Source organism: Phytohalomonas tamaricis, from assembly GCF_003012345.1.
Classification (GTDB): Bacteria; Pseudomonadota; Gammaproteobacteria; order Pseudomonadales; family Halomonadaceae; genus Phytohalomonas; species Phytohalomonas tamaricis.
In genome coordinates, this window is the sequence record NZ_PVRV01000020.1 from 211,170 (window position 1) to 229,380 (window position 18,211).

Genomic DNA, 18,211 nt, shown 5'->3' on the forward strand with positions numbered 1-18,211 from the left:
GCTACTGAAACTAGTCCGATGCTGAAACGATAAATGCACGCTCATAGCCTGCATCGCGCAGCTCGGACTTAACGGATTCGACCATGATCGGGTCGCTAAGCGGACCGATCTGGACGCGGTGCATCGCTGCGTGCTGGCTGACTCTGACCGGCCTGGAAAGCTGGGATTCCAGCTTCGCCTTGAGTGCATTGGCACCCGCCGCCGAGCCAAGCGCAGCCACCTGCAGGTAAACAGTGGGTTCGCCCTTGTTAACGCCAGGAACACCCGAAGCGTTCTTCCCAGCTGATCCAGCACTGGCTGACACACTAATGCCTGTTGCAGGCTGAGTCGATGGCTTGTTGTTAACTACAGTGGTTTGCGCAAGCGTTTTTGTCGACGCCGCTGAGACCGCCTCGGTCGAAGGTAGCGGCTGTGCCTTCCTGACTACCTGAGTCGCGGACCGCCCCGCCTGCCAGGCGACTGGATCAATCGCCTCGACACGCACCCGCGCCGTGCCCTTAGCAAGCATATCGAGACGGGACGCCGCCGCATACGAAAGATCAATCAGGCGATCATCGTGAAAAGGCCCCCGATCGTTGACCTTGACGATCACCGAGCGGTTGTTATCAAGGTTGGTCACGCGTGCATAGGTAGGCAAAGGAAGCGATTTATGTGCCGCTGACATCTTGTACATGTCATACGGCTCCCCGCTTGCCGTTGCATAGCCTTGAAACTTGGTGCCATAGAAAGAGGCCAGCCCGATATTGGCATAGCCCTCGCTGCTGGAGAGCACGTGATAGGTCTTGCCCCATACTTGATAGGTGGGCCGATTGCCGCTTTTCGCCAGCGGCTCGACCTTGGGGACTGCATCGGGCACATTCGAGACATCTATCGACGCGTCAGGATAGCCATCCTTATCGACAGCATAACGCCCCTTGCTTCCACTGGAGGCACTCCCTTGAGTCCCCCCACCGGAACCCGCACACCCTGCAAGCAAGACGACACATGCCACGACAAACAAGCTTTTCAATTTCACGTCAGCTCTCCTGTGCCAACGCTTCCTTGATACGCTCAGCGAGCGTCGTCACAGCCATCGCATAGAGATGGCTGTGGTTATACCGTGTAATCACATAAAAATTATCCAGGCCGAGGACATAACGGTAATGACCATCAGCGAAGTTCAACGCCAGAGGAATAACATTGGCATTACTGGGTAGAGCGCCCTGCGGACGAATACCCGCCTGTTCAAGAGAAGCGACACTAACGCTGGGAGGACTGGCCTTGTTGAAGGTAATCGATTCCGGCGGTACGTCCGGCCCTGTTGCTTCTACTAAAATGGGGCCCCCAGTCTGCCAGTGATGACGGCGGAAATAATTCGCTACGCTGCCTATTGCATCCTCAGGCTCTTTCCACAGGTCCTTGACACCGTCCCCGTTAAAATCAACCGCATAAGCCTGATAACTGGTCGGCATGAACTGAGGATACCCCATCGCCCCGGCATAGGACCCCTTGAGCTCAAGCGGATCGAGGCCTTGACGAAGTGTCAACGCCAGATACGCCTCCAGCTCACCTCGGAAGAAATCAGAACGCTTGGGGTAATCAAAAGCGAGCGTAGATAGCGCATCGACAACGCGATATTTGCCCGTATTACGACCGTAATAGGTTTCAACGCCAATGATTGCGGCAATGATCTCACGCGGCACGCCATACTCGCTTTCGGCGCGCTGCATCGCATCTTCGTACGTCTTGACGAATTTCACACCCGCCTGGACACGCTCTGGCTGCATGAACAGATCGCGATACTCGTCCCAGCGCAGACGGCGTTCTGCCGGACGATTCATCGCATCGATGATGCTCTGCTGATGCGTTGCATTGCGCATTGCTTCAGTCAGCTTCTGCCGGTCGATGCCCTTGCTCGCCAGCATGTCAACGAGCGATTTGACCTCGGGCTTGGTCGCAGGATCATATTCTCCCGCGCCAAATGCCGTCGATGACGCCGTCACGCTCACTACCAATGACAACAACCAACCAAAACGTGACCTTCCATGAGCGAAACCAGACGTCATGGTATTTCTCCCTAGCGCGGCAGTAACTTGCGGTGGGTGTGAATGGACATCAGGATACCGAAGCCGGCCAGCAGGGTCACGCTGGAGGTGCCACCGTAACTGACCAGCGGTAATGGAACGCCCACCACAGGTAGTAATCCGCTCACCATGCCTATATTGACGAATACATAAACGAAAAATGTCAGAATGAGGCTGCCCCCAAGCAGCCGCCCGAAAGTATCCTGTGCCTTGTTGGCGACGTAAAGCCCCCGACCGACAATCAACAGATAAAAAAACAGCAGCACAAGCATACCTATCAGCCCAAACTCCTCTCCCAGAACGGCAACAATGAAGTCAGTATGCCGCTCAGGTAGAAATTCAAGCTGTGATTGGGTCCCTTCCATCCAGCCCTTGCCATAGATGCCCCCAGAACCAATCGCTGTCTTGGATTGGATAATATTCCAGCCGGCACCAAGCGGGTCGCTTTCGGGGTTTATAAAGGTCAGAACACGCTGCTTCTGATAACCGTGCATATTAAGCCACAGCAAAGGTAGCGCTGCCGCGACGACTACGGCGCAAAACGCGATGATTCTCCATGAAAGCCCGGCCAAAAGAATAACGAACGAGGCCGTCGCAGCGACGAGAAATGATGTCCCTAGATCGGGCTGATCGGCTATCAAACCGACCGGTATTATCATCAATAAGATGCATACCCCTAGATCTTTCCAATTCATCGGCAGACTGCGTCGCGCGAGATACGCCGATAGCATCATGGGCATTGCCAGTTTCATCAGTTCCGATGGCTGAAAACGGAACAGACCGGGGATTTCCAACCAGCGCTGAGCGCCCATAGCGTGATAGCCCATTACATCGACAGCAATAAGCATCAACGTTACCGCACCATAGAACACCGGCGCCCAGCGCAGCATCATCTGGGGAGGAATCTGAGCAATGGCAAACATGATAAAAAATGCAGCAATAAAGCGAATCGCCTGCGCCTCGACCAGCCGCTTAGCTTCACCGCTGGCACTATAGAGCACCACCAGACCGCCCCCCATGATGATAAGCAACAATAGAATCATCCATGGGTCTAGACGCAGGCTTTCCCAGCTGAGGCGGCCACGCCGACGTTTATTGCGCCGATAAATCCTTGTCCAAGTATTAATCATAGCGTTTCCATCAGTCCCCCACGTTCTGAACTGTCGCCTCGCTCTGGCTCGCCTCGACAGCCGCCTTGGCTTCTTCTTCAGACTTCATGTGAGGCAGTATCCAGGCATCCAGCATTTCACGGGCAATAGGCGCGGCCACGCGGCTTCCACCCCCTCCATTCTCGACAATGACCGCAACGGCAATCTGGGGATCTTCAATAGGGCCGAAGGCCGTAAACAGGGCATGATCATGAAGACGCTCGGCCAATTCCGCGGCGTTATATTTTTGCTCCTGGCCCAGCGTAAATACCTGAGCGGTACCGGATTTACCAGCCATGCGATATTGAAGATTCCGACCTGAAGCGCGTCCCGACCCTTCACTTCCCGACATGACGTTCTCCATGGCACCGAATACCAGATCCCACCATCTATCGTTGGTAAGTTCGATATCTTCCGGCGTATTGGGAAACGGGGGCGTTATAGCCTGATCACCGATTTTCTGAGCAAGGTGGGGGCGCACCCAATGTCCTTTGTTGGCTAACACCGCCAACGCCGTCGCCATCTGTAAAGGCGTTGCCAGCCAATAGCCCTGACCAATGCCTACTGATAGCGTTTCGCCGGGATACCAAGGCTTGTTATAGCGTCCACGTTTCCAATCCTGCGAGGGCATCAAGCCACTTCGCGGCGCCCAGACGTCGAGACTATGGTCTTCGCCGAAGCCAAAGCGATGCATGAACGAGGAGAGCCGGTCAATGCCCAACTCATGGGCGACGGTAAAGAAATAAGTATCGTTGGAGACCGTGATGGCACGCTTCATATCAACCCGGCCATGCCCCCAACGCAGCCAGTTACGGTACTTGCGCGAATCGTTGGGTAATTGGTAATAGCCGGGGTCGTAGACCGTATCCGAAGGCGTGATGACACCATTTTGCAATCCTGCCAGTGCCATGTAGGGTTTGACGGTAGATGCGGGCGGGTATTGGCCGTGTATGGCGCGGTTATAAAGTGGCAGGTCAGGGTCGTCCTGCAACGCCTTGTAGGATTTGTAATCAATGCCCGTAACAAACTGATTGGCGTCAAACCCCGGTGACGACACCATGGCCAAGATAGCCCCGGTCTTTGGTTCAACCGCAACGATAGAACCACGGCGCCCGTCGAGTAATTCAGCGCCCAGCTCTTGCAACTTGGCGTCGATTGTCAGCCTGATATCCTCGCCGGGAATCGGCGGTGTACGACTTAACTCCCGCAGAGCACGACCACGAGCATTGGTTTCAACCTGCCGATACCCCACCGTGCCGTGCAATTTGTCTTCATAGAACCGCTCGATGCCTGTCTTGCCGACAAAATGCGTACTCGCGTAGTTACTCGAATCAAGCCGCTGAAGATCCTTCTCGCTAATACGTCCGACATAACCCAGCACATGGGACATCAAAGGACCTTGCGGATAGTAGCGCAGCATCTGTGCCTCGACTTCGACACCAGGAAGGCGGTAACGATTAACGGCCAGTTCGGCGATTTGATGCTCGGTCAAATCGCTCATGAGAAGCGCAGGCTGATAGGGTCTTTGACGTTGACGCGAACGTGTCTGAAAAATCTCAGTCTGATCCTGTGGCAGGTCGAGAATGGATACCAGCAGCTTTATCGTATCGTCGACATCGCCGGCGCGCTCGCGCACCAGCGTCAAATTGTATGTGGGCCTGTTTTCGGCCAGCAGCGTCCCGTTACGGTCATAAATCAATCCACGGGTGGGCGGTAAAGGCTCGACCCGCATACGGTTCTTATCAGAACGCGTGATAAAGGCCTGATGTTCGATGACCTGCAGGTAGACAAGTCGCCCCACCAGCGCACAGGTCAATAACATTACGACCAGCGCCGCCACTAGGCTTCGACGTCGGAACAGGCCGACTTCCTGCTCGGGATTTTTAAGCGTCGCGCGACGTTGGCGCATGTTTGGATTCTAGTGTTGCTGGAATAATCAACGGTGATAGGGGTGTCCGACAAGCAACGTCCACGCACGATAGAGCTGCTCTGCCAGTAGTATCCTCACCAACGGATGGGGCAACGTTAATTTGGAAAGGGACCAATGGTGCTCAGCGCGATTCAAGCAACGCTGATCGAGCCCGTCCGGGCCCCCCACCAGTAGCGTCACATCACGCCCCGCGTGACGCCACTCATCCAATTCCTTCGCCAAATGCGGCGTCGACCAGGCTTTGCCAGTGACCTCAAGTGCGATGACATGTTCATCATCGCGAAGGCGCGACAGTATTCGGTCGCCCTCCGCTGCGATTGCACGTGCAGGATCAGCGCTTTTCTGGCGAGGCCCTGGAGGAATCTCGATCACTTCAAGCGCGAAATCGCGTGGCATCCGCTTGCGATACTCTTCTACACCTTGCTCAACCCAGTCGGGCATACGGGTGCCGACAGCCAGTATCTTAAGCTTCACCGCTCGCCTCCACGCGCCCCCTCCTGACGATCACCGGGCAAATCTGACCATAGACGTTCAAGATCATACAGTTGGCGTGTTTCAGGCATCATGACATGGACGACGACATCACCCAGATCGACGAGCACCCATTCACTGCCCTGCTTGCCTTCGATACCCAAAGGACGAATGCCTTCGGCTTTGACGCGCTCGACGACATTGTCAGCCAGCGCACTGATATGACGACTCGACGTGCCACTTGCGACTACCATGACATCGGTCACGCTAGTCAGTTCCGCCACGTTGAGTTCGGTAATGTCACGTCCCTTAAGTTCTTCAAGGGCATCGATTACCAGAGATGAGAGTGCTTCTGTCTGCATAGCTCCTCGGATGTGTGTTAACGCGAACGGGCATTTTACTCGTCAGCGTTTTTTTAGCCAGACGTTTTAAACATCATTTTGCTGATAGAGCAAATGACGCTGAATATAGTGTTCCACGGCATCGGGAATCAGGTACCGGACGCTTTTTCCATCAGAGAGGCGTTCTCTTATCGAGGTTGCAGAAATGGCCATTTGAGTAGACAAGCTAATATGCAGCATCTTGCCATGAGGCGTCGCCATCAATGCCTCGCGGCTATCCACTTCACGTCCTGCCACTAGGCGTACCAGATCTTCGGCCATCTCGAACTGATACCCAGGACGATCAATAACCACAAGATGGGCATAATCGAACAAAGCTTCTGGACGATGCCACTGCGGCAGGCTCAAAAATGAGTCAATTCCAATCGCCATGACAAGGCGGGCTTGTTGACCATACTGCTGACGCAACGACGCCAAGGTATCTAAAGAATAGGAAAAGCCTTCACGTGCGATTTCACGATCATCGGCTATCACATGTGGCGTCTCACCAATGCCGGCTTTGAGCATGGCGAAGCGATCCTGTGACGATACCCCTGGCGCTTCGCGATGCGGCGGCATATGGCTTAAGACCATATGCACGCAATCGAGTTCCAAGGCCTCCTGCAATTCAACTGCACTGCGCAAGTGGGCAGAGTGGACCGGATTGAAGGTTCCGCCCAACATCGCGACACAAGGATGCTCAGTAAACCATTTGCCCATCAGCCCCGCACCTGACCATCGCCCAATACGATGTACTTTTGAGTGGTCAGCCCTTCTAGCCCAACCGGGCCGCGGGCATGCAGTTTACCGGTTGAAATGCCTATTTCTGCGCCCAGCCCGTATTCGGCGCCATCAGCGAAGCACGTCGGCGTATTGACCATCACGGAACTGGAGTCGACTTCGGCAAGAAAGCGTCGCGTCCTTCCTAAATGCTCAGATACGATCGCATCAGTATGCCCAGAGCCGTAACGGTTGATATGGCTTATAGCCTCATCAAGCCCATCAACCACACGCACTGCCAGCGTCGGACCGAGGTACTCGGTTTCCCAATCAGCCTCGCTTGCCGTCTCGATGCCGTCGACAATTCCCCGAGTGCGTTCACAGCCTTTAAGCGTCACGCCATGTGCACTGAAGCGTTGCGCCATGACCGGTAGGAAATGGCTGGCGATAGCCGTATCGACGAGCAGCGTTTCCATCGCGCCGCAGATGCCGTAGCGATAGCATTTGGCATTGAACGCTATACGTTCCGCCATAACGAGATCTGCCGCACCATCAATATAAACGTGGCAATTACCATCAAGGTGCTTGATAACAGGCACCGTGGCTTCGGCACTGATACGCTCGATCAAGGACTTGCCGCCGCGTGGAATAATCACGTCGACGAATTCAGGCATGCGGATAAGAGCGCCGACTGCCGCTCGATCAGTTGTGCTCACCACCTGCACCGCGGCGACAGGCACGTTTGCTGACTCAAGTCCGGCACTTATGCAGGCAGCGATAGCTGCATTGGAATATCGGGCCTCCGATCCCCCACGCAGAATTGCAGCGTTGCCAGCTTTCAGGCATAACGCCGCGGCATCGATAGTTACATTGGGACGTGACTCATAAATGATGCCGATCACGCCGAGCGGCACACGCATCTTGCCAATCTGCAGGCCGTTCGGCCGCTTTTTCAGCCCATCAATTTCACCTACAGGATCAGGCAGGGCGACGACTGTTTTAAGTCCCTCAATCATCGCATCGATACGGGCATCGGTCAGATGAAGGCGATCAAGCAACGCGGCATCAAGCGCATTATTTCGGCCATTATCCATATCCTGCGTATTGGCTGCCTTCAATGCCTCACGTGAAGCATCAAGTTGATGGGCAATAGCAAGTAACGCAGCGTTTTTTGTCTCTGCATCCATGCTGCCAAGCTGCTTACTGACAGCGCGTGCCTTGCGCCCGAGAGTACGGACATACGGCACAATGTCCTGGCCATCATGTGGTACAGCACTATTATCATGAACATCTGCTGAAACTTGCGCCATGGCGCCACAATCTCCCTGATGGATGACCCGTTCACTGTCAGACGGCGTCCCGCTCGCTATAATGCCCGGCAGCGTGATATGACGTGCCACTATAAGCCAGCAGGGTAAGCAAGTAAAAACCGTTTGCCGTTCCTGTATTTCGTTTTAATCATGCCTCTCTTGGCATTTTCGCACGCATGACCTATTCAAGGTTCTTTCGATTCAAACGTTGGCCGCCGACTGTCAAGCGACCACAATGGAGACTTATTGATGCATCCGGTCAGCTGGATTGAGGGCCTCGCCTACTCACCCGCGCTATTGATAGTCACGATTGGCTTTATTGCACTGGCGGAATCGCTTGCCGTTATCGGGCTGCTTGTCCCCGGCGTGCTGCTGTTGACGGTCGCCGCGTCAGTTGCCGGTCATGCTGATATATCCATCGTCGCCTTGCTCATCAGCAGCATGATTGGCGCAGTAATCGGTGATTCACTCAGCTTTTGGCTGGGACATAGCCAGCATGAACGCATCCCATCGTTATGGCCGTTCAACCGTCATCCTGAGTGGCTTTCCCGTGGCCAGGCATTCTTTGAGCGTTACGGCATCCTTTCGATTGCATTCGGGCGCTTCGTTGGTCCGGTGCGCCCTATCATTCCGCTAGTAGCAGGCATGTTGCATATGCCTAAAGCGCGCTTTTTAACTATCAATATAATTTCTGCCCTTATATGGGCCCCGGTTTATCTTTTGCCCGGCTACTACCTTGGCCAGGCTTGGCAAAAACAGATCGACCTGCCACCAGGCAGTGAAAAGTGGTTTCTGGAACTGTTTACGCTGCTGGTCATAGCGGCGCTCACGTTTTCATGGCTGCGTCGCCGCCTTGATCGTAATGGGCGTTTCTATCGCAGCGCACTGCACTGGGCACGGAAGAGAGAATGGCGCCGCCGGCTGTGGCTGGCCTTCAGCCAACGCTTCACTGGCGGTGAGTTCCCGCTGGCATCACTCATGCTGGGTATCGGCTCACTATGGCTGTTTGTCGGCTGGACAGCCTACGTGATCAGCCATGCCGATCAACCTTTGGTACTTGACCTACAAAGCAAAGCGATTTTTGCATCGCTGGCTACTCATCATCTTATCGCTGAGTATGGCCTGTTCATGGACTTTCTCGGCGACAAGCTAGGGATTGTCGCGCTGGTTCTACCTTGGCTTTTATGGATGTTATGGCAGCGCTATTACGCCGCTTTCATTCACTGGGCCATGGCCCTGGGGATCATTGGCCTACTGAACACCGTACTCAAGTATTCTATCGGCCGTCCCCGCCCGATGACGCCCGATCATTTGATTGGGTCATTCTCCTACCCCAGCGCCCACGCTTCCGGTGCAATGGTCATGTACGGGCTCGCGGCGGCCTTCATTGCTCAGAATCAATCCTCTGGCGCGAGGCGCTGGCCTTACTGGGGCGCCATCCTGATCATCATCACGATAAGCATTTCACGGCTGGCCTATGGCGTTCACTGGGCAAGCGATCTGATCGGGGGCGTGCTATTGGGGTTGGTGGTGTGTGCCTTGATACGGATCAGCTACCATCGTTTCAGCCAAACGCCGCTCGCATTCAAACCCTGGCCGTGGTTATTGCTGGGCTCCGTGCTTCTCTTCCTCGCGCGCATGACGTTACTGCCACGCGTCTAATTCTCCAAGGCCATCCCCACCGCGTTAAATACGTGACGGGGATGGCCTTGAAATCATCAGTTGCTCTTATTCCCGACCTTGCTTGCCTTTGAAGTATCGAACAACCTTCCTTTTTAGCAGCAGCCAATGACGATCGCGCATTCTCTCTTTCGACCGCTTATTGCCATTATCAAAACTGCCACGATCAAACGCTGAGCCCGCTCGCATGGCGTTCACTTAGCCCGGCCAGCAGTTTTTCATGTAGCCCACCAAATCCGCCATTACTCATGATCACGACACGGTCGCCTGGTTGTGCCTTATCAACCAGCGCTGTTACTAACGCCTCCAGGTCCTTGAACACATGCGCTGGCATAACACACTGTTCTGCTACATCATCGATTTCCCAGCCCAACTGAGGCGGTTGATACCAGTAGACGTCATCGGCAGCACTTACGCTTTCCGGTAAGCGCGCCTTCATGGTTCCCAAACGCATCGTATTCGAGCGTGGTTCGATCACAGCAATCAGGCGCCCCTTATCCATCGCTGCGCGTAGTCCGGCAAGTGTTAAGGCAATTGCTGTCGGGTGATGAGCAAAATCATCGATGACCTGAATATTCGCGATTTCACCCCGCACTTCCTGACGCCGCTTGGGCGAAGCAAAACGTGACAGCGCAGCCGCAGCGGTCTTAATCGGCACACCGCAGGCAACAGCTGCAGCAATCGCCGCAAGGCCGTTGCTGGCATTGTGTCGTCCCGTCATCGACCATTCCACGACCTCTTTGTGCTGGCCCTGCTTGACCTGAAAGCGACTGGCATCATCACGCTCCAGCATCAGTTGCCAATCGCCCTGCTCGCCAAACGTCTCAACAGGTGCCCAGCAGCCTCTATCCAACACACGGCGCAATGCAGGCTCATCGTCAGCAACGATTAGTCGGCCATTGCCCGGAACAGTACGTACCAGATGATGAAACTGACGCTCGATGGCGGCCAAGTCGTCAAAGATATCAGCGTGGTCGAATTCGAGATTATTGAGAATTGCGATATCAGGACGATAGTGGACGAACTTGGAGCGTTTATCGAAGAAGGCCGTATCGTACTCATCGGCCTCGACCACAAACGGAGCGTCTGCCTCTCCCAAGCGCGCGGAAATGCCGAAGTTACGCGGTACGCCACCGATCAGAAACCCTGGCGACATGCCAGCGCACTCAAGAATCCAGGCTAACATGCTGGCCGTAGTGGTCTTGCCATGCGTCCCCGCGACAGCAAGCACGGTACGCTTTCCCAATACATGTTCACGCAGCCACTGTGGGCCAGACACATACGGAAGCTTGCGCGACAGCAGCGCTTCAACCTCGGGATTACCACGCGAGAGGGCGTTGCCGATTACCACAAGATCCGGTTCAGGATCGAGATTGTCGGCCTTGTAACCGCTCAATAGGGCAATGCCTGCCGCCTCGAGCTGCGTACTCATCGGTGGATAAACGTTGGCGTCCGACCCGGTAACATGATGCCCCAACTCACGCGCCAGTAGCGCCAGGCTACCCATGAACGTACCGCAGATACCGAGAATATGAAGATGCATGCTACCGACTCAACAAAAAGTAAGAGGATTTCAATATCAAACGAAGCTGCCTGCTGCCAAGCGTGGGCAACAGATAAAGCATCACGCCACAAGGCTTAGCCTAAAGCCGAATCAGCCTAGCATGAGAGTTACGATAGCGTCAGGCTCCGAGCTTGCCGCGACTTAAGGTCGCAGGCGACGGGCAGTTTAGCTATGATGCCCACCAGAACGGAAGCCGATTAAAGGCAACCGTCACCGGGCCTGTACGGAAAGCTGCATGCCTGAAAAGGTGAGTACATGAAGTAGACGTACTCGCCTCGAGTCGAGAGAGAACGACATAAGAGCCACTACAAGCAGGAAGCCCTCAATGGCCAAATTCAATGCCTTTTATGCGCAATCCGGCGGTGTGTCGGCTGTCATCAATGCCAGTGCCTGCGGTGTAATCGAAACCTGCCGCAAGCACAGCGATAGCATCGGCAAAATCTATGCCGGAAGAAACGGCATTATCGGCGCACTGACAGAAGATCTGATCGATGTAGGTCAAGAGAGCGAAGCAGCGATCTCCGCATTGCGCTACACCCCGGGTGGCGCTTTCGGATCATGTCGCTACAAGCTCAAGGATATCGATACACATCGCACGCAGTATGAGCGTCTGATCGAAGTGTTCAAAGCCCATAACATCCGCTACTTCTTTTATAACGGCGGCGGCGATAGCGCAGATACATGTCTTAAGGTATCTCAGCTCTCCGAGCGGATGGGTTATCCACTGCAGGCCATTCACGTTCCCAAGACCGTCGATAACGACTTACCGATTACCGACAACTCTCCCGGGTTTGGCTCGGTAGCCAAGTATATCGCCACCTCCGTACGCGAAGCGGCGCTTGATATCGCCTCGATGTGTGCCACCTCTACCAAGGTGTTCATTCTTGAAGCCATGGGCCGACACGCAGGTTGGATTGCGGCATCAGGCGCATTGGCGGGGAAAGGCATTCACGAGCCGCCGCACCTGATCATTTTCCCCGAGATTCCCTTCGACCGTACTCGCGTCATGCGGCATATCGATGAATCGGTCAAGCGCAGCGGTTATTGCGTGATCGTTGTTTCTGAAGGCGCTCGCTACAGTGACGGCACTTTCCTGGCTGATGCTGGCAATACCGATGCCTTCGGACATCGTCAACTGGGTGGCGTCGCCCCTACTCTGGCCGGTATGGTCAAGCAGGATTTGGGTTACAAATACCACTGGGCGGTGGCTGATTACCTGCAACGTGCAGCACGTCATATCGCCTCAAAGACGGATGTCGAGCAAGCCTATGCCGTCGGGGTGCGCGCCGTTGAGTGTGCGCTTGAAGGCAAGAATGCCGTCATGCCAGCGATCAAACGCGTCAGTGACACACCTTATGAATGGCGCCTGGAAGATGCACCGCTGGCTGAAGTGGCCAACCAGGAAAAATTCATGCCGCGAGACTATATCAGCGAGGATGGATTCGGCATCTCTGCTGCCTGCCGCGCATATCTTGAGCCATTAATTCAAGGTGAAGACTTCCCTCCCTTCGAAAATGGGTTACCCAAATTCGCCACGCTCGAGCTCGCCGCTGTTGAAAAGAAACTTGCCACGTTCAGCCTTTAAACGCTGAGGCAAGATACGCGAAGCCAATACAAAACGGCGCCAGCAACAGTGCTGGCGCCGTTTTTTCGTCGGCGTCGTATGACCACCTAGTTCAACCACCAGGACAATACCAGCAACATCAATAGCACCCCGGCTATTGCTTGCCAGATGTTGGCCGGCTCACGCCATGGACTACGCTTTTGAGATATATCTTCGGACTGAACAGAGGAATCATCGTGAGCCGCTGGCTTAAGCGCATAGAGCAGCTCGGAGAGGCGTCGATAACGCAGCGCACGTTTCGGGGATAGTGCCCGCTTAAGCGCGTTATCAAGCTGAGAAGAGATGGCCGGCTCAATGTCCCGGGCACTACGATAATGCAACTGATCAAGCTCGCTCTGCTGGCGCAACTGACGTAATGACTGCCCGTAAGGCATGGCACCATTGGTCACTAGCCAATAGATTGTCGAGGCCAGCGCAAATTGATCGCTACGTCGGCTTACGCTGATCCCAAGGGCATATTCGGGAGCACTGTGATCACACAGGCCCACTTCACGTGCTAGCGATATCGCCTCTTCACTGCTATCGAGATCACGCCGAGCACAGGCGCCAAAGTCTGCAAGAACCACCTGCTCATGGCGGTCAATAATAATGTTCTCGGGCCTGATCCCTTGATGCAGCACATCACGACGATGTACCGCATGCACAGCCTTACCCAACTGACGTGCGATATCGAGACGTTGCTCGAGGCTCGCCTGAGGATGCCGCTCCACCCATTCCGCCAGCGTTTCCCCTTCGACAAAACTCATCAGATAGTAAAGGTAACGCTGCGGCCTGGGCGGCGAAATGACGCGAATCACAAAAGGTGACTTGATGCGCTCGGCAATCCACTGCTGAAACATAAAATGTTCCAGATAGGCGTTGCGCAGGGAAAGTTCGGGACTGGGCGTTTTCATCACCATCGCGCTACCGCGCTCACTATCTTTGACAAGATAGACCCGCGCCTTGGCAGTACGTGAGATGATCCTTTCCACCTCAAAGCCATCAAGACGATCTCCGACGTCGAGTTCAGGTGGAATAGGCAACTTGCCATAGAGTTGCTCTGGAGATTCGCTCGTCTCTTTAGGCAAACGATCAATGCGAACCAGCTGAAAGCAGAATGCCTCGGCACCATAGCCGCGATCACCAGCCCGCTGCATGGCAGCCTTGGCCAGGCGTTCACAAGCACCATCAAGATCGCTGACATCCTGGCGAATGAGCTGAACGTAATCGGAAGGCAGCAGAGTGCCGCGCACAGCCTGGGTGGTAAAAAGGAAGATATCCCCTTGCTTGAGCGGTAACGAGAGATAATCGATATCGATGCTGCCATCCATACCCAGTGCCCGGGAGGGATAGCGATAACCACCCAGATCAGTTACGTGATCACGGGAAAGTTGCTCAAACTCAGCACCGCGCAGCCGAAACACCAGCGTGTCGCCCATGTGAAAAAGGTGCGCCATGCGATCACGAAACACCATGGCAGAGAGCGAACTGACATAGCTTCCACCAGCGACATAACGGCTCTGACTGAAGCACCAGCCATTCAGGGCACGTAGCACCCGCGTCGCCGCCGTCTTGACGTCCCAATGCGCCGGCGTTGAAAAATAATCCGCCAGAAAGCCACGTACAGACAGATCGCCGGCCTGTTTAGCGATAGCATTACGCGAGGTGGAATCGGCGATAACCGCACACGCTCCTTTCATCGCCAGCTGCTCGCCTTCTGGGATTTGTACAGACATCGACGAGCGGTGCTTGCGGTGATCGGACGCCACAAAGGCGTGCCCGAAACTTAATGATAGAGCGCTATCCACCAATGACTCCTTCCTAAAGCACTGATAAGGTCATGATTATCCGCTACATGGCCCTGTTGAATTAAGCCTATCATGGCTTAATTATGCCCGTTCGACGGAGTTTATTCAGTCAGGTTGGTAATCGCCTGAACCAATTCGTATAATTTTCGCGATTTTCACTCGCCAAGCTAGCAACCGCAAATGCAAGGACTCGGAAGATGAGTTTTGAAAAGATCCCCGCTGGAAAGGACCTCCCCAACGATATCTACGTTGCCATCGAGATCCCGGCCAATCATGCGCCGATTAAATATGAGATCGATAAGGATATGGATGCGCTGCTGGTCGATCGTTTCATGGCGACGCCAATGTTCTATCCGGCCAACTATGGATTCATTCCTAATACGCTAGCCGATGACGGCGACCCTCTTGATGCCTTGGTCGTCACGCCCTACCCGGTTCAGCCCGGCAGTGTCATCCGTGCTCGTCCGGTCGGTATTTTGAACATGACAGACGAAGCGGGCGAAGATGCCAAGCTCGTTTGCGTACCGCACCCGAAGTTGAGCACCTTGTATGATGATATCCATGAGGTGACTGATCTGCCTGAGCTTCTACGTCAGCAGATTGCCCATTTCTTTGAGAACTACAAAGATCTCGAAAAAGGTAAATGGGTCAAGATAGAGTCCTGGGACAATGCCGACGCTGCCCGTCAGGCCATCGAAAAGGCAGTCTCAGCCTACCAGAACGAGCAGCAGTAACACCGCAGCGGGCCACTAACGTGGTCCGCCTCTTTCCTTTTGTCCAGACGCCAGCATTGTTAACATCCCAGCGCTTTCCTTCCTCTTTCTCTTATCCGCGTCAGCTACGAATGAAGGTCATTAATGTCATGCTGCGTCGCCTTGTTCTCCTGTTTTTCTTTTTGACATTTACGTCAGCAGTACACGCCGGACCATTCCCCTCGCAAACGAACTCATCCTCCGCTGGCGATAACGCAGTCAGCCAATGGTTTGGAAAAAAAGCTGATTTTCTGCCAGTAGATCAGGCCTTCCGCCCTACTGCGTGGCGTGAAGGTCAAACGTTATTTGTCGGTTTCGAAAGCGCTGACAACTACTATCTTTACCGCTCACGCTTTGACCTCAAAAGCACTAACGATGCCGTTCGTCTAGGTCCATTGCAGCTGCCAGAAGGGCAGGAAAAAGATGATGATTACCTGGGACGAGTCCAGGTCTTTCATGATCAGGTCGTCATGTTCGCGCCAGTTGAGCGTGCCCCCCCGGGCCCCATATCTGTAACGGTGTCCTTTCAAGGATGCGCCGACGCCGGGCTCTGCTATCCGCCCGAACATGTCGTATTACAGGCTGATGAGCAGGCAACTCCCGCACGTTTTGCCCAGCCTGCCTCCCTTTCGCCTGAAAATGCCTCCTCCGATACGCTGGATCAGGCCACCAACCCCTCGGTGCCTTCCCCCTTCACTCGCGTGTTAAGTGAAGATAGTCGCTTCGATGCCCTACTCAATGAGGCGTCATTGCCGTTGATCCTGGGGCTCTTTTTCATGGCTGGCCTGGGATTGACGTTTACACCATGCGTATTGCCGATGCTGCCGATTATCTCTTCAATAGTCGTAGGGCAGCAGGCCGGACGAAAGCGTGCCTTTGGTTTATCAAGCTGTTATGCGCTTGGCATGGCGATCACCTACGCCTTTCTAGGCACAGTGATCGGCATGTTTGGCGCCAGCTTGAATATCCAGGCGCGGCTGCAGTCACCTTGGGTCCTGGTGCCTTTTGCATTACTGTTTGTGATATTCGCACTATGGCTTTTCGACGCTTTCGCGTTACGCCTACCTAATAAATTATCGGCACGCATCGACCGTATTCTGGCGCGCCTGCAAGCCAGTGGGCCACTGGGTATTGCCTGCGCCGGCGCGCTATCCACGTTAGTGGTATCGCCTTGTATTTCGGCTCCGCTGGCGGGTGCGATGACGTTTGTTTCAGCGACCGGCAATGCCTTGTTGGGCGGCGGCGCCCTGCTCGCCATGGGGCTCGGCATGGGCGTACCACTCGTCATCGTAAGCACTTTCGGGATGAGCCTTTTGCCCCGTTCGGGAGCCTGGATGAATACGATCAAGGCCGTGTTTGGCGTAATGATGCTTGCCGTGGCGCTCTGGCTGTTGGCACGCCTGTTACCCGCATCGCTGGAAGTATTGTTGTGGGGCGCATTGTCTATCGGTATAGGCTTGGCGCTCGGCGCTCTGAACTTCGCCACTCCAAACGGCTGGCCACGTACGCGCCAAACGGTCGGAATGATTGCGCTAGTGTGGGGAATAGCATGCGTTATCGGCGCGGCACGGGGCGGTCACGATCCGCTGGCCCCTCTGGCCGTCAGCGATACATCTTTCACCTCAGCCCCAGTTGCGCAGCAACATGTGAGCTTCGAGACGATCACCTCATCCGAGGCCCTCGACCGTGCGCTGGCCGCTGCAGAAAAACGCGATCGGCCAGTATTTGTCGACTTCTATGCCGACTGGTGTATCAGTTGCCGCGACATGGAGCGTAATGTTCTGCCGCGTCCAGAAATAGCAGCACGTCTTGCCAACTTTCACCTGATCCGTGCCGATGTAACACGCGACAGTCCGGAAAGCCGTGCACTGCTTGAGCGCTTTAATCTGTTTGGCCCTCCCAGTCTGCTATTTTTCAAGGGGCACAATGAAATCAAGGGTAGCCGTATTCAGGGGGAAGTCGACGTCGACACGTTAGCCAAGCGACTCGATGCCATACTTGATTATTACCGTTCCTGATACCTCTCCGCCATCGGCTAGACAGGTCGGTTTTTTTTCGGCAAACTCCGCGAACATTGTTCGGAGAGGCTATTATGCATGATTGTGAAGCGATCTTGCCGATTCCTCTCCAGGTTAACAGCGACCAGAAATGCCTCACCTGCACTTTCGCACCGTAGTACTAATCTCTTTAACAGCGGTCGCAGGCATGAACGCCGATGTTGGCGTTAATGGTCGTAAACTGACTCTCAAGGCTAGCCTGCGCAGACTAGGCTAAGTTTTATTCAACTCATTATTTGGGAACCCCATATGGACATTCGCAAGGTCAAGAAACTGATCGAGCTATTGGAAGAATCCAACATCAGTGAAATCGAGATCCAGGAAGGCGAGGAGTCCGTCCGCATCAGCCGCAACTTTAGTGGACAGTCTGGGCAAGTACCGATGATGCAGGCCCCAATGGGCTACTACTCGCCGCAGCAGCCGTCTAGCGCGCCGATAGTGAGCCATGGTGAAGAACCCACTCCTGCTGCTGCAAGCGGCCATCCCATCAATTCTCCCATGGTCGGCACCTTCTATCGTGCACCGGCGCCGGGCGCCAAGTCCTTCGTTGAGGTTGGTCAGAGCATCAAGAAAGGCGACACGATCTGCATCGTCGAAGCCATGAAAATGATGAACCAGATCGAAGCCGATCAGGATGGCGTGGTCGAAGCTATTCTGGTTGAAGACGGCGAGCCGGTCGAATTTGACCAGCCCATGATTTTGATTTCTTAAAGCGACGGACAATT

15 protein-coding genes are annotated in these 18,211 nt (G+C 54.6%); 5 read left to right on the top strand and 10 right to left on the bottom strand.

The window, feature by feature from the left end; all coding sequences use genetic code 11:
* Window positions 1-10 precede the first annotated feature (10 nt).
* From C3Z11_RS06500 to C3Z11_RS06535, 8 genes are all read right to left on the bottom strand, one after another.
* Window positions 11-1,015, bottom strand: coding sequence for a septal ring lytic transglycosylase RlpA family protein (locus tag C3Z11_RS06500; RefSeq protein ID WP_317450655.1), 1,005 nt, complete (start codon window positions 1,013-1,015; stop codon window positions 11-13).
* Window position 1,016: 1 nt separating this feature from the next.
* Window positions 1,017-2,045 carry a lytic murein transglycosylase B gene (gene mltB, locus C3Z11_RS06505; protein ID WP_106477144.1) on the bottom strand — a complete coding sequence of 343 codons (1,029 nt, stop codon included), beginning with the start codon at window positions 2,043-2,045 and terminating at the stop codon, window positions 1,017-1,019.
* A gap of 11 nt (window positions 2,046-2,056) precedes the next feature.
* Window positions 2,057-3,193, bottom strand: a complete 1,137-nt coding sequence (rodA, locus tag C3Z11_RS06510; protein ID WP_106477145.1) for a rod shape-determining protein RodA — start codon at window positions 3,191-3,193, stop codon at window positions 2,057-2,059.
* A gap of 10 nt (window positions 3,194-3,203) precedes the next feature.
* Window positions 3,204-5,120 carry a penicillin-binding protein 2 gene (mrdA, locus tag C3Z11_RS06515; RefSeq protein WP_106477146.1) on the bottom strand — a complete coding sequence of 639 codons (1,917 nt, stop codon included), beginning with the start codon at window positions 5,118-5,120 and terminating at the stop codon, window positions 3,204-3,206.
* A gap of 27 nt (window positions 5,121-5,147) precedes the next feature.
* The gene (gene rlmH, locus C3Z11_RS06520) at window positions 5,148-5,615 is read right to left on the bottom strand and encodes a 23S rRNA (pseudouridine(1915)-N(3))-methyltransferase RlmH (protein ID WP_106477147.1); all 468 of its coding nucleotides are present in this window, start codon (window positions 5,613-5,615) and stop codon (window positions 5,148-5,150) included.
* Window positions 5,612-5,974: a ribosome silencing factor gene (rsfS, locus tag C3Z11_RS06525; protein ID WP_106477148.1), complete on the bottom strand. Its 363-nt coding sequence runs from the start codon at window positions 5,972-5,974 to the stop codon at window positions 5,612-5,614. Before rsfS ends, rlmH begins: the two co-directional genes overlap by 4 nt.
* A 66-nt stretch (window positions 5,975-6,040) precedes the next feature.
* Complete coding sequence (gene nadD, locus C3Z11_RS06530; protein WP_106477149.1) at window positions 6,041-6,712, bottom strand: nicotinate-nucleotide adenylyltransferase; 672 nt, start codon at window positions 6,710-6,712, stop codon at window positions 6,041-6,043.
* Entirely contained in the window at window positions 6,712-8,022 is a 1,311-nt protein-coding gene (locus C3Z11_RS06535) for a glutamate-5-semialdehyde dehydrogenase (RefSeq protein ID WP_106477150.1), read from the bottom strand. Before C3Z11_RS06535 ends, nadD begins: the two co-directional genes overlap by 1 nt.
* A 249-nt stretch (window positions 8,023-8,271) precedes the next feature.
* Here C3Z11_RS06535 and C3Z11_RS06540 point away from each other — a divergent pair, with 249 nt between their 5' ends.
* Window positions 8,272-9,684, top strand: coding sequence for a bifunctional DedA family/phosphatase PAP2 family protein (locus C3Z11_RS06540; RefSeq protein WP_106477151.1), 1,413 nt, complete (start codon window positions 8,272-8,274; stop codon window positions 9,682-9,684).
* Between the two features lie 184 nt (window positions 9,685-9,868).
* Here C3Z11_RS06540 and mpl read toward each other — a convergent pair whose 3' ends face one another.
* Complete coding sequence (gene mpl / locus C3Z11_RS06545) at window positions 9,869-11,245, bottom strand: UDP-N-acetylmuramate:L-alanyl-gamma-D-glutamyl-meso-diaminopimelate ligase (RefSeq protein WP_106477152.1); 1,377 nt, start codon at window positions 11,243-11,245, stop codon at window positions 9,869-9,871.
* Between the two features lie 346 nt (window positions 11,246-11,591).
* On the opposite strand from mpl, the gene C3Z11_RS06550 reads away from it, so the two are divergent.
* A complete protein-coding gene (locus C3Z11_RS06550; protein WP_106477153.1) occupies window positions 11,592-12,851 on the top strand; it encodes a 6-phosphofructokinase in 1,260 nt (419 codons plus the stop codon).
* Window positions 12,852-12,937: 86 nt separating this feature from the next.
* Here the strand turns inward: C3Z11_RS06550 and C3Z11_RS06555 are convergent, their stop codons facing one another.
* Complete coding sequence (locus C3Z11_RS06555; protein ID WP_106477154.1) at window positions 12,938-14,680, bottom strand: bifunctional protein-serine/threonine kinase/phosphatase; 1,743 nt, start codon at window positions 14,678-14,680, stop codon at window positions 12,938-12,940.
* A gap of 194 nt (window positions 14,681-14,874) precedes the next feature.
* On the opposite strand from C3Z11_RS06555, the gene ppa reads away from it, so the two are divergent.
* The 3 genes from ppa (at window position 14,875) to accB (ending at window position 18,197) form a co-directional block, all read left to right on the top strand.
* The gene (gene ppa / locus C3Z11_RS06560; protein WP_106477155.1) at window positions 14,875-15,411 is read left to right on the top strand and encodes an inorganic diphosphatase; all 537 of its coding nucleotides are present in this window, start codon (window positions 14,875-14,877) and stop codon (window positions 15,409-15,411) included.
* 128 nt (window positions 15,412-15,539) lie between these two features.
* Window positions 15,540-17,447, top strand: a complete 1,908-nt coding sequence (gene dsbD / locus C3Z11_RS06565; protein ID WP_106477156.1) for a protein-disulfide reductase DsbD — start codon at window positions 15,540-15,542, stop codon at window positions 17,445-17,447.
* A gap of 288 nt (window positions 17,448-17,735) precedes the next feature.
* The gene (accB, locus tag C3Z11_RS06570; RefSeq protein WP_106477157.1) at window positions 17,736-18,197 is read left to right on the top strand and encodes an acetyl-CoA carboxylase biotin carboxyl carrier protein; all 462 of its coding nucleotides are present in this window, start codon (window positions 17,736-17,738) and stop codon (window positions 18,195-18,197) included.
* Window positions 18,198-18,211: the final 14 nt, after the last annotated feature.